This window comes from Sphingobium sp. FG125 (assembly GCF_057809795.1).
In genome coordinates this window covers 1-12,949 of the sequence record NZ_JBMDKQ010000011.1, presented here as the reverse complement: position 1 = coordinate 12,949, position 12,949 = coordinate 1, and the positions used below count along the sequence as shown (strand labels likewise).

Below are 12,949 nucleotides of genomic sequence, written 5' to 3'. Positions count from 1 at the left end.
CACCCGATCCCCCTCGCGGGCGATGGCTCTACCTTCAACGAACGGGGCCGGGGGGAAACGCATTGTCGGCACGCAGGTTTAACCAGCTAGCCTATTTCGCTTCGGCCTTGAGATAGGCGATCAAATTGGCACGATCCGCCGCCTGCGGCACACCGGCAAAGGCCATGCGGTTACCCGGAACAACGCCGCTTGGCTTCGTCAAAAACGCGTCGAGCGTCTTGGCATCCCAGCGGATCTTCGCCTTCTGCATCGCGGGCGAATAAGTAAAACCCGCCACCGTACCCGACGTGCGGCCGAACAGGCCCGCCAGGTTGGGCCCCATCTTCTTGGGTCCAGCCTTGACATCATGGCACAGCGCGCAGCGCGCAAAGACAATCTTGCCCTTGGCGGCATCGCCAGCCTGCGCCAGCACAGGCGTAGCGGCCATGGCGACCACAGCGATTGTCAGTCCAGTCAGGCTCCGCGCGATTGTCATGCTTCAACTCATCCCTTCACTCTGCCGCTGATTCTCTATCAATGTGCAATTCTCTCTGGCAGTCCGAATGTGAACGGTGATTGAAGCATCTTCGCCACCGCAGCAAAGCCGACTGCCAGCGGCATGGATGTATCATGCAGTCACGAGAGGGCAACCGGCCTTTGCATTCGAGCATCGATAGCCCAACCAAAAAGGAGGGCCACACGGTCGCCCGCACAGCCCTCCTGCTGAAAATCACGATCGGAAAGTTCGATAACAAGGATTATGTTAAATATACCCCCATATCAAATCGCTCACATATGTTCAGCTCATCGTCGGGATAACGAAACTCTGGTCCATCACCGCGCCGCCGCTGGGCCAGCGCTGGGTGATCGTCTTGACCCGCGTATAGAAACGCACGCCGTCCATGCCATATTGGTTCATGTCGCCAAAGCCCGACCGCTTCCAGCCGCCAAAGCTGTGATAGCTGACCGGCACCGGGATCGGCACGTTGATGCCGACCATGCCGACCTCGACATTGGCGCAGAATTTGCGCGCATAATCGCCGTTCCGGGTGAAGATCGCCACGCCATTGCCATATTGATGCTTGGTCGGATAGCTCAGCGCCTCCTCGAACGTCTCCGCCCGCACCATCTGCAAGACCGGCCCGAAAATCTCCTCATTATAGCTCTTCATGTCCGGCTTCACATGGTCGAGCAAGGTCGGTGCCAGGAAGAAACCCTCCTCATAGCCCTGCAACGCAAAGCCGCGCCCGTCGATGACCAGTTCGGAGCCTTCATCAACCGCCATCTGAATATAGTTTTTAATCCGTGCCTTATGGGCCGAACTGACCACCGGACCATAATGGGCATCGGGATCGCTCGGCACACCGACGCGCAGCCCCGCAATGCCCGTTTCCAGCTTGGCCCGCAGCGCCACCGCGGTCGCTTCGCCTACCGGCACTACCACCGGCAAGGCCATGCAGCGCTCGCCCGCCGACCCATAGGCCGCGCCAAGAATGTCCGCGACCGCCTGGTCCAGGTCGGCATCGGGCATGACGATGCCATGATTTTTCGCCCCGCCCATGCACTGCATCCGCTTGCCGTTCGACGCGCCGCGGCCATAGACATATTGGGCGATGTCGGACGAACCGACAAAGCTCACCGCCCGGATCGCGGGATTGTCGAGGATCGCGTCCACCACCTGCTTGTCGCCATGGACGACGTTCAAAATGCCCGCAGGCAGCCCCGCCTCCATTGCCAGCTCCGCCAGCCGCACCGGCACCGAAGGGTTCCGCTCGGATGGCTTCAGGATGAACGCATTGCCGCACGCGATCGCGGGCGCGAACATCCACATCGGGATCATCGCCGGGAAGTTGAACGGGGTGATCCCTGCCGCGATGCCGATCGGCTGACGCATCGAATAGACGTCGATCCCCGGCCCCGCACCTTCGGTATATTCACCCTTCAGCAGATGCGGGATGCCACAGGCAAATTCCACCACGTCAAGCCCGCGCTGGATATCGCCCTTGGAATCCGAATGGACCTTGCCATGTTCGGCCGACAGCATTGCGGCCAGCTCGTCCATATGCTTTTCAATGAGCGCCTTCAAATTGAACATCACCCGCGCCCGGCGCTGCGGGTTCATCGCCGCCCAGGCTGGCTGCGCCGCCTGCGCATTGGCGACGGCGGCGTCCAATTCGGTCGGGTCGGACAGGCGAACCTGCGCCTGCACCTTGCCCTTCGCCGGATCGAACACGTCGCCCAGTCGGGTCGAGGTCGACGCCTGATGTTGGCCGCCAATAAAATTGTCGATGATGCGCATGATGCCCTCGCATGAACTGATCGGCTGCCCATAAAGGAGGATCGGACGCATCGAAATATCGCTGCTGTTTTGATCGCCGGGACGCTGGATTGCCGCCCGGCTTGCCCGGCTTGTCCGACTCCCGCATTTCTGCGCCATGTCCGAAATCGCTTCACCCCGGCGCACGACGCCCACCGGCTGGTCCGTCCGCCGTGATGATGCGTTCGCAGCGCAAGCCTATAAGGACGGCTGGTGGCAGGCGGAGACCGCCGCCGATGCCCTGATCCGCGCCGCGCGCGACACACCCGACCGCGTCCTGCTGATTGACGGCGACACGAGCCTGACCGCCGCCGCCCTGCGCGCGCAGGCCACCCGCCTTGCCCAGGCCATGCTGGCCCGCTTCGCACCGGGCAGCGCCATCTCCTTCATGCTGCCCAACTGGCACGAAGCCGCAATCATCTATATGGGCGCGACGCTGGCGGGCATGGTCGCCAACCCCATCCTGCCCTCATTGCGCGACCATGACCTGCGCTTCATCCTCGCCGATCTCAACAGCGCGATGATCTTCATCCCCGCCAGTTTTCGCGGCCATGATTATGCCGCGATGCTCGCCCGCGTCACCCCGGTGCTGGCAACCCCGCCCGCCGTCATCGTCCTGCGCGGTGAGGCAGGACCGCACATGGCCTTTGCCGACCTGCTGGCAGACACCGGCGACGCCCCGCTCCCCACCGTCGATCCCGACGATGTCCGCATGGTCATGTACACCAGCGGCACCACCGGACGGCCCAAGGGCGTCCTCCACAGCCATAACAGCATCAATGCGCTGATCCGCCAGATTGGCCGTCACTGGCTGGTCGAGCCGGGCGACCGCTTCCTCGTCCCCTCGCCGGTCAGCCACATCGGCGGCTCGATCTACGCCTTTGAAACCCCGCTGCTGCTGGGCGCAACCGCAATCCTGATGGAATATTGGAATCCCGATGATGCCGTCGCGATCATGGTCGATCAGCGCTGCACTCATATGGCGGGTGCTACCCCATTCCTCCAGCATCTGCTGGCCGCCGCCCGCGCCGCCGGCACCCGCCTGCCTGACCTTAAATTGTTCATCTGCGGCGGCGCATCGGTCCCCCCCAGCCTGATCCGCGATGCTGCCGCCTATTTCGACAGGGCGATCGTCAGCCGCGTCTATGGGTCGACCGAATTGCCGGTCACCACTGTCGGCGTCATCGACGCCGCCGACCGCGATCATGCCGCCGATACCGATGGCCGCCCCGGCATCGCCACCATCCGCATCGCCCCGGACGGAGAAATTCGCGCGCGCGGACCGCAGATGATGGTCGGCTATCTCCACCCGGAGGATGAGGAGAGCAGCTTCGACGCCGATGGCTATTACCGTAGCGGCGATCAGGGCGCCTGGGTCGATGGCGACCATCTGGTGGTCACTGGCCGGATCAAGGATCTCATCATCCGCAACGGCGAAAATATCGCACCCAAGGAGATTGAGGATTTGCTGGTCGGCCACCCCGATATCGCCGAAATCGCCATCGTCGGCATCCCCGACCCGCGCACCGGCGAGCGCGCCGTCGCCATCATCGTGCCGCGCGGCGCGGCAGCCCCGGACGTCTCCGCCATCGCCGATTTTCTGGGCCGCCACGGCGTGGCCCGTTTCAAATATCCCGAAAACATACTGCTCTGGGATGCCCTGCCCAAAAATGATGCGGGCAAGGTGCTGAAAGCCGCCATTCGCGCGACGCTTACGGCCAGCTAGAGCGCGCGAAACCGGAAGTTGCGGAACCGCGCCTCGCCCGGACCCGCCGCATAAAGGCCGGGTCGCAGCATCAGAAATCCACCGCGCACATTATGGTGATAGCCCGACACTTCCATCCCCCGGTCGAACCGGCTCCATGTCCGTCCGCCATCGCCGCTCAGATGATAGGCGATGATATGGTGGCGGTTGGTCACCTTCATCGTCAGCGTGCGACCATAGGGGTTGGCAGGTCGGCCCCGCTCCATGCCATATTGGTGGGTGACAAATCGCGTCTCGTCAAAGCCCAGCCCGCAATAGAGCTTGTCATCGTAAAAGAGCAGCAGCCCCGCCGTCCCGCCCGGCGCAATCTCTATATCGCATTGAAATTCATAGGACGGGTCGCCCGCGATCAGCAGCAGCGGCGATGAATTGACCGGCGCGGTGCCGCGCCCCTTCAGGACCAGTGCGCCCTTTTCCACCCGCGCCCGGCTGGCCTCGTCCGGGTCTGGCCGAAAGAAATTCCATTTCGCACCCAGATTGAGCGTCGCAAAATCATCCGACAGCGCCATGCCATGGGGGACCGTATTGCCCCCGCGCGGCTTGGCGATCGGCTGCGACAGATCGCCCCCGGTCATGCGGAACCAGCCATCCGCCGTCCACTCGACCGGATCGAGCAATGTCTGCCGTCCCAGCGTCCACAGCCCGTTCTCAAAGCCATGATAGACCGCCCACCAGCTTCCGTCCGGTGCCTCCACCAGACTGGCATGGCCGCGCGACCACCAGCGTTCGGCCAGGCTTTCCGTCCGCACCAGCGGATTGCCCGGATGCTGCTCCCACGGCCCATGGATAGAGCGGGATCGTGCCGCGATCACCATATGCCCGGTCGGCGGTCCCGCCGTCCCGCCCACGGCGGTCAGCATATAGAACCAGCCGCCATGGCGGTGGATCTTCGGCCCTTCCGGCGAAAAGCCCTCGACATCCCATGTGTCGGGATAGCGCCAGGGATCATAGACATGCTCGACCGCGCCGACCGTGGACAGCCCGTCCGCGCTCAGCCGGATGCGGTCCCCGCCCGACAGGAACAGCCAGCGGCTGCCATCTTCCCCCACTACATGGCACGGGTCGATATGATCGTGCAGTTGCAGGTCAATGGGCTCGCTCCACGGCCCGTCAATGCTGTCGGCATGGATCACGAAGATGCTGTTCGGGCTGGCCTTGACCGGAATATAGATGAAGTAGCGGCCTTCATGCTTCTCCAGGCTGACCGCCCATACCGACCCGATATTCTTGTGCAGCGCCGCCCCGCGCGGCTGCCAGTTGATAAGGTCGCGGCTGTGCCAGATGGTGACGCCCGGATAGCTGTCGAACGTTGAAAAGGTCATATAATAATCCGCCCCATCCTTCAGGATGGCCGGATCGGGCCGGTCGCCCGCAATCAGCGGATTGAGGAAGCGCCCGTCACCCAGATCAGCGATACGCTGATTGTCGAAACCACGCTTCCAGTCAGTCGCTGCCGTAGGGGCTGCAACCGCGTCCGTGCCGATCAACGCCAGCGCACTCCCGGCCAACCCGCCCGTCATCGCATCGCGTCGGCTGATCGTCATGGGGCGCTCCTTATCATACAAACTGATCCTCCCCTTGCAGGGGAGGTGTCGGGCCGAAGGCCAGACGGAGGGGTTCGATCAGGTTCAACTGCCCCCGGCAGTTGAAGGTCATGCCGGGGGCATGACCGACCTGATCGACCCTATCGACGGAACGACACCTCTGTTCCTTGAACGACAGAAAAACCGGGCCGCCCGTGCAGAGGCAGCCCGGCCATGAGCCTTACATCTTGAACCGCGCGCCCACCTGGAACGTGCGCCCATAATGCAGCTGCTCATAATTGCGATTGGCATCCTGATCGGTGTAGCGATCGCGATATTCGTCGGTCAGGTTGATGCCTTCCAGCGACAATTCGATCCAGTCGGTCAGCTTGTACCGCATCGACGCATCGACGTTGATCGTGCTGTTATAGCCCTCGAACACGTTGCCGGTTGCGCTATTCTGGTCGATATAACCGCTGCGATAGCTGGCCGACACACGGGCGCTGAACTTTGTGTCCTCATAATAGAGCGTGCCGTTGAAAGCGCGCTTGGACAGGCCAAACAGGGTCGCGTTGCGGACTGCCGTGATGCCGCCGCCGCCCGGCACCACCGCCGGACCCGATACTGTATAGTCGGCGCTCGAATCGACAAAAGTGGCGTTCACGATCCCGCCAAAATGGGACAGGAAACCGGGCAGGAATGTGAAGGGTGCCTGCACCGACAATTCGACGCCCTTCAAACTTGCGCCGGTGCCGTTAATAATCGTGCTGATCGCCCACCCTGCATCCCTTTCGGGCTGTCCGGCGGCTGGTGAGCCGGGTTGGATGATCGACAGCGGCAATCCTGTCGATGCATAAGTGTTAATAAACGTCTGGCTGATCGGGAAGCTTTGCACGTCCTTTTTGAAGAGCGCTACTGATGCAATCGACTGCGGCGCGAAATACCATTCCAGCGCCAAATCATAGGATGTTGCACGAAATGGATTGAGGTCAGGATTGCCGAAGTTGACCGTATAGTTAAATCCGCTCACCGATCCTCCCGGTGTCAGATTACCCAGCGATGGCCGTGTCATGACGTCCGCAACGGAAGCACGCACGACAATGTCCCGATGCGGGAACAGGGCAATATTCACCGCCGGAAGCCAATCCTCGTAAGAGCGCCCGATCTCTCGTACCGCTGCAGAGAGCAATCCGACTGAACTTTGGTCGGTCTTCACATAGCGGATACCTGCATTGGCCGCATATTCCAGCCCGAAAATATCGCCCTTGGCATCGAACTGAAGATAGCCGCCTTTCGTTTTTTCGACCACACTGCGCGTATTGCTGGCATCCACAGCCGCGTTACGCTGATACAATTTGGTAAAGTCCGTCCCCGCCGCCAGATTGGGGATCAGCCACTGCGTCGTCGTCCCAGCCGGTGCGTCCGCGCCTTTCAGCGTGAACATCTCTGCCAGCGCTGCCGTCACCGGGAAGCCATAGACCGCGCCCGGACCAAAGGCCGAAGTCGGCGAGCAGGCCAGCGTGCCCAGCACCCGGTCTACCCCGCCATTGCCGCACACCGCGGTGTCGCGGCTAAAGCCTGCCGTATCGAAAGAGAAGCGGCGATAGACCGCGCCCGCCTTGACCGTGAAGCCCTCCGTCACGTCCCATTCGGTGCGCAGCTGCATCGTGCGGAACTTGTTGACGGTCGACGATGGCCGATCGCGGATTTCGGCCAGCTGGAAATTGGCCGGATCGGTCACGCTGGTGCCAAATGTCAGCACCGGACGCTTCATGTTGGTGTAGTCATACTTGTAACCCTGCGCATCGCGGTCATCGAACACCAAAGTGGTCTCGACCGGGATCGACGCATCCGACTTGGAAAAGCCGCCCAGCAGGGTGAAGCGGAAATTGTCGCCGACATCCTGATCCCAGGTGCCGCCCAACTGGTAGAATTTCGTCTGCGACTTGCGCAGATAATGTTCGGTCCGCACCCAGGCATCGTTCAGCGTCGCGGAAATCAGGTTGTTGTTGCTGTCATAGACCGGATTGACGACGTCGATCGACCGCTCGTTCGACCGCAGCAGCACTTCGCCCCATTTCTCTTCACGGGTTTCGCGGAAGCGGGAGAATAGCCCGTCGATCGACACTTTGGTGGCTTCCGAAGGCGACCACTGGATCGATCCGGTTATGCCCAGACGCTCGCGTTCCTGCGCGATTTCGCCATAACGCGGGATGCGGGGGTGAAAGGCCAGCGCCGCCTTGTCGCAGCCCGCGCTTGCCCGATAAGTGCCGCCGCTATTTGGCTGCGCTGTCGTGAACACCGTGCCGGTGGCCGGCGGTGTTGCGGGCGCAGTATTCCAGAAACAGGGCGTCCCATCGACACTGTCGAACCGTGCCTGCGACCAGCGCACCGTATTATTGCCCATCTGGAGCGTATCGAGCTTGGAGTAAGCCGCAGACAGCGCCACGCCCCATTGCCCGTCCGGCGATTTCCACGACAGCAAACCGGCGGCGCGCGGCCCCCATTTCTTGGAGAGGTCATTGTAGGAACCGGTCGCCGAACCGACGAAGGTGAAACCGTCCTTGCCCGCAAGCGGATTACCGGTGTTCAAATCCACCACTGCGCCCAGCGATCCTTCGTCGAGCGAGGCTTCAGCGGTCTTGTGGACCACCAGCGAACTGAACAGTTCGGACGCAAACACGTTGAAATCGAACGCGCGGTCGCGGTTGGCGCTGGCGCCGTCGGTCGATGTCGCGACGGTTTCCATGCCGTTCACGCGAACACGGGTAAATTGCGCGCCAAGGCCACGGACGGTGATCGCCCGGCCTTCGCCGCCGTCACGCTGGATCGAAATGCCCGGAATACGCTGCAACGATTCCGCCAGATTCTGATCGGGAAATTTCGCAATATCTTCCGCCACGATCGCATCGACCGACCCGACCGACTGGCGTTTCAGATTGATCGCCGCGCCCAGCGATTGGCGGAAACCGGTGACGACGATGTCGGCGGCCTCGCCTTCCTCTGCACTTTGTACCGGAGCCTGCGGCGCATCCTGCGCCAGCACCGCCACCGGCATCGCCAGCATGATCGCCGCGACGCTTGCCCCGGCCAGCCAGCGCTGCGTACCGCCCTGATGATTGCCCTTCCGAATCTGCACGTTCCGCTCCTTCCCTGTTGTCGATACCCGCTCGGCCAAATCGGCGAACGGGGCATGGTCTATCGGCAGGATCAGGGGCGATTCGTCTCGCTTGCGCCCTCTCCTGCCCGTGCCGCCGCCAGCTGTTGCTGGTCCGCTGGCGTCACTGGAAACCGGTGTCATAACCGAAGCCATAAATGCGCGCCACGTTTCCGCCTGTCAATATAGCGTGACGATTATTGTTCGCAGATGGCCTGAATGCCACAGTTGGCAACGCTTCGCCTGCTCGGTTGCGACACAAAACCCCTTGCTCGACCCGCGCCGGCATCGCCATATCGTGATTATTGGACACCGGTGTCACAACGCACTTGCAGCCGATGCCGCACAATGGCACACCCATGGCCAAAGAGAGGAGCCACCGTCACCATGCCCATCCCCCGGTCCTGCCCCCAATGGATGCTGCTTGGCGTCGCGATGGCCCAATGCCTGATGGTCCAGCCCGCAGCCGCCCAATCCGCGCCGCAACGCGCCGCCGCTGCCCAATCCGCCTTCCCCGGCGCTGTCGGCTGGGCCGCCACCACGCCCGGCGGGCGGGGCGGTCGCATCCTGCGCGTCACCACCCTCGCCCCCGATGGTCCCGGCAGTTTCAAGGCCGCGCTGGAGGCCAAAGGCCCGCGCATCATCGTGTTCGAGGTTGGCGGCATCATCGACATGGCCCGCCAGACGCTGAAAATCACCGAACCCTTCGTCACCATCGCGGGCCAGACCGCCCCCTCCCCCGGCATTACCCTGATCAAGACCGGTATCGACATCGCCACCCATGACGTGGTGATGCGCCATATCCGCGTCCGCACCGGGGTCGATGGCCAGCCAAAGATGAGCGGCTGGGAGGCCGATTCCCTCTCCACCGTCGCGGCCCATAATGTCGTGATCGACCATTGCAGCTTCACCTGGGCGATTGACGAGAATATGTCCGCGTCCGGCCCGCGCTTCACCGGCAAGACCCCGGACGACTGGCGCAAAGGCACCAGCCACGCCATCACCTTCTCCTACAATATCGCCGCCGAAGGGCTCGCCGACGCCAGCCATCCCAAGGGCGAACATAGCAAGGGGACGCTGATCCACGACAATGCGAGCGAGATACTGATCTATCGCAACGTCTATGCCCATAACAAGGAACGCAACCCGCTGCTGAAGGGCGGGGCGCAGGTCCAGATGGTCAATAATATCCTCTATGATCCGGGCGAACGCGCGGTCCATTATAATCTCATGGCGCTCGAATGGGGCGATCATCCCTATCAGACCGGCAAGCTCTCCGCGGTCGGCAACGTGTTGCGCGGCGGCGTATCGACCGCCCCCGGCCTGCCCTTCCTGACGCTGGGCGGGGATGGCGATCTCGACTATCACGGCAAGGATAATATCGCGGTCGATCGCTTCGGCGTCGCCCTGCCGATGTTCGGTCGCTATGGCGAAACCCGCGCCAAAATCAATCAGGTCGCCGTCCCGCCGATCTGGTGGCCCGGCACGCAAGTCCTGCCCGTCCGCGACGTGGAAACCCATGTCCTCGCCCATGCCGGTGCGCGCCCATGGGACCGCGACGCCGACGATCTGCGCGTCCTCTTCTTCGTGGCCGAAGGACGCGGCGAAATCATCGACGATGAACGGCAGGTTGGCGGCTACCCCAAAATGGCGCAGACCCGCGCGCCCTTCGTCGCGGCCGACTGGAACCTCGACACGATGGAGCCGAAATCGGGCCGCTATCCCGGTCAGACGGCGGAGATCGCCGAACATCTGTCCGACCGCGACAAGATGATGCGTCAGGGCGCACAAATGGGAGAAACGAAATGATCTTCGCCCCCCTCCTCCTCGCCACCGCCCCGGTCGCAGCATCCCCCGCGCCACCGATGGTCGTGATCGACGAACAGAGCGTCCGCCGCGAGGAACCCACCCCCCATGGCAAGATCGGTCTCAGCACCGCCTATCGCATCAGCGACGCCGCCCCCCAGCCCCGCACCATGGAATTCCGCAAACGCATCCTCCATGTCGGTTCCGCCATCGGCCTCCACCCCATCGCCCATGACGAAGTCTATTATGTCCTCTCCGGCACCGGCGACGTCACCTCCGACGGCAAAACCCAAAGCCTCACCCCCGGCATGGCCGCCTATCTCTACGACGGCGCTATGGTCGGCATCCGCCAAACCGGTGAGCAACCACTGGCGCTGATCATCAGCTATCCGGTGAAGCAAGGCGCTGGTGAAAAGGCAAAGTAGCGCGGGGATCGCCCGTCCCAGCACTCTACACCCGCATGTTGCCGCGCAGGTGGGGACCCATCGCGCACCACATGCCTTGCTGTACTGGAGGCGTAACGAGGTGACGGGAAACCCTGCATCAGCCGTTGTCGCGCATTCATCCAATCCGACCGTGTTTTTCGGGTATCGAAATCTGGATCAACGAAGCCACAAGCAGATCTTGCAATCGTGCACGGCAATTATGTGATTGCCGTCAGGCATGTGTCTAGACAACTCGCATCCATCGCCCGCTCAACTGGCGCATCGGTCAAAACACCAAGGACCACAGCCCCGCCACAAATGGCGATGGACAGGCGCATGATGACGCGACAGGGCATGCATGGACTTGGGGCGTTCAGCGTGACTGCATCGCAAAGCAAGAGGGGGCATGATGGAAAAGCTCAATTTGGAAACGCTTTGGTATGAGCGTGAGCGTCAAGAATTGCTGCGAGCCTATGAGGCAGTCCATGGCAGCATCATGGGTCGCAGCATTCCGCATGACTTGCCGTTACCCAAGTTGAGCGATGTATTGCGCTGTGCGCTGCTTGCTAAGGCGGAGCCGCAAATTTGGGCTGCTGCGCAGAAGGAAGCGCTTTTTACCGACGAACAGTATGAAAATCATGAAGGCATTCTCCCGAATCTGATCGGTCCGTTCACGAGGTGGTTCCGTCTCAAAAACGATCTCTACGATTATGAGAACTCTGCGTTCGCGCGTATCAATCCGACCCTGCGCGAATGGGCACGCCACAATTTTGACGGCGATGAAGTAGCAGCGCTCCGCCGTCTTCTACAATCCTATCCGGGAGAAAAGATCTACCTCGACGACCTTGCGGGTGATCCGTCGCAGCGGGGAGATGCGGCATGAGTATCGTCAACCGATATTTCCCTTAACAAGCTGGCACCTGACCGACAATCAGGCGGTAGCCGCCATGTCGCTGCCGTGTGTTTGTCGGCGGGATAGAACAGGAAAGGCCGAATTAGTATTTGTGCGCTAAGCTCGAACCATGACGACGCGCCCCGCTTCTCTGTATTCGACCTATGACCGCGAACCCTGCGGGGGGCTATATTGCCTTGCCACCGGCCAACGCCTCCTGATCCGCAAAAGACGTTCGGCCAATATCGACTGTGAGTATCTGGATTCCGAAATAGGGCTTCGGTTCTCAGTCCGCCTTCTCGACAAGGGAAACTATTACGGCAAGGTGGCGTTGGTCGATTGGAATGATCGAACAGCGCGAAGCGTTAGAGAAAGCTATGGCGCTTGGCGGCGCATTACATGGTTTCTGCTGGACGCCATTCTCGTTTGGCTGATCGAAGAAAAGTGCGACCAGCACGCCGTTCTCATTTTGGGTGGGTGGCTCAACGGTGAGTGGCGGACCAAGGGCCGATTCACGTCGAGTTGGTATGACGGCGGAACCCATCGCGACCGGCTTGCGGAGGAAGTTCATCCCTATGCGCCGTTCCCTCTGGACAGGCCCCCACCGAAATGGCGCTTTGAGCCCGGCCTAGCCGGGGCGCGTGAGGGTCGCATCTTCTGCAATGGCGAGGATGAGCGATTTGCCGTTGCGGATATTCTCGTTCCTGTAGCGGAACAGCTTTCGGAAGTTCCGCGCTTCCTGGCAGATGACGGAACTACCCTCTTTTTCCATCGCGTCGTACCACATAGCGGGCCAGAATACTCACCAAGTATGCAATACGGCTTAGCTACGCCAGACTATGCGTTTTACTTCAACACAACGCATGGCACGCTAGCCGGAAAGCCGATGAAGCTGCGGGACGGTGCTATCCCGGCGCAAGCTCTCATTCGTGCGGAATCTTCCCGGCATTGGCCTGAAAGATTTGGGCCGCGGCCTGATAGTTGGCGACTTCATCCCGCTTTGCGCGAGCAGCAATATTTTGCCGGTGCCTGCGCGGCGACAACTACGATGGCCGGTTGAGCGGCGACTATGATGGCCGGTAGGA

9 protein-coding genes are annotated in these 12,949 nt (G+C 61.6%); 5 read left to right on the top strand and 4 right to left on the bottom strand.

Going from position 1 to position 12,949, the window contains the following annotated elements; genetic code table 11:
• Positions 1-91: 91 nt before the first annotated feature.
• On the bottom strand, positions 92-475 hold the full coding sequence (locus ACODSR_RS12075; RefSeq protein ID WP_489076767.1) for a c-type cytochrome: 384 nt from the start codon (positions 473-475) through the stop codon (positions 92-94).
• 303 nt (positions 476-778) lie between these two features.
• The gene (locus ACODSR_RS12070; protein WP_489076765.1) at positions 779-2,278 is read right to left on the bottom strand and encodes a CoA-acylating methylmalonate-semialdehyde dehydrogenase; all 1,500 of its coding nucleotides are present in this window, start codon (positions 2,276-2,278) and stop codon (positions 779-781) included.
• Positions 2,279-2,414: 136 nt separating this feature from the next.
• Here ACODSR_RS12070 and ACODSR_RS12065 point away from each other — a divergent pair, with 136 nt between their 5' ends.
• A complete protein-coding gene (locus ACODSR_RS12065) occupies positions 2,415-4,022 on the top strand; it encodes an AMP-binding protein (protein ID WP_489076763.1) in 1,608 nt (535 codons plus the stop codon).
• On the opposite strand, the gene ACODSR_RS12060 is transcribed toward ACODSR_RS12065, so the two are convergent.
• Complete coding sequence (locus ACODSR_RS12060; RefSeq protein ID WP_489076762.1) at positions 4,019-5,605, bottom strand: family 43 glycosylhydrolase; 1,587 nt, start codon at positions 5,603-5,605, stop codon at positions 4,019-4,021. The two genes, ACODSR_RS12065 and ACODSR_RS12060, sit on opposite strands and share 4 nt — an antisense overlap.
• Positions 5,606-5,825: 220 nt before the next feature.
• Positions 5,826-8,651, bottom strand: coding sequence for a TonB-dependent receptor (locus ACODSR_RS12055; protein ID WP_489076994.1), 2,826 nt, complete (start codon positions 8,649-8,651; stop codon positions 5,826-5,828).
• A gap of 525 nt (positions 8,652-9,176) precedes the next feature.
• Between ACODSR_RS12055 and ACODSR_RS12050 the strand changes: the two genes are divergently transcribed.
• The 4 genes from ACODSR_RS12050 to ACODSR_RS12035 all read left to right on the top strand — a co-directional run bounded on the left by ACODSR_RS12050 (position 9,177) and on the right by ACODSR_RS12035 (position 12,924).
• Entirely contained in the window at positions 9,177-10,550 is a 1,374-nt protein-coding gene (locus ACODSR_RS12050; RefSeq protein ID WP_489076992.1) for a pectate lyase family protein, read from the top strand.
• On the top strand, positions 10,547-10,972 hold the full coding sequence (locus tag ACODSR_RS12045) for a cupin domain-containing protein (RefSeq protein ID WP_489076760.1): 426 nt from the start codon (positions 10,547-10,549) through the stop codon (positions 10,970-10,972). Before ACODSR_RS12050 ends, ACODSR_RS12045 begins: the two co-directional genes overlap by 4 nt.
• A 406-nt stretch (positions 10,973-11,378) precedes the next feature.
• Complete coding sequence (locus ACODSR_RS12040; RefSeq protein ID WP_489076758.1) at positions 11,379-11,855, top strand: hypothetical protein; 477 nt, start codon at positions 11,379-11,381, stop codon at positions 11,853-11,855.
• 139 nt (positions 11,856-11,994) lie between these two features.
• A complete protein-coding gene (locus ACODSR_RS12035) occupies positions 11,995-12,924 on the top strand; it encodes a hypothetical protein (RefSeq protein WP_489076756.1) in 930 nt (309 codons plus the stop codon).
• Positions 12,925-12,949: the final 25 nt, after the last annotated feature.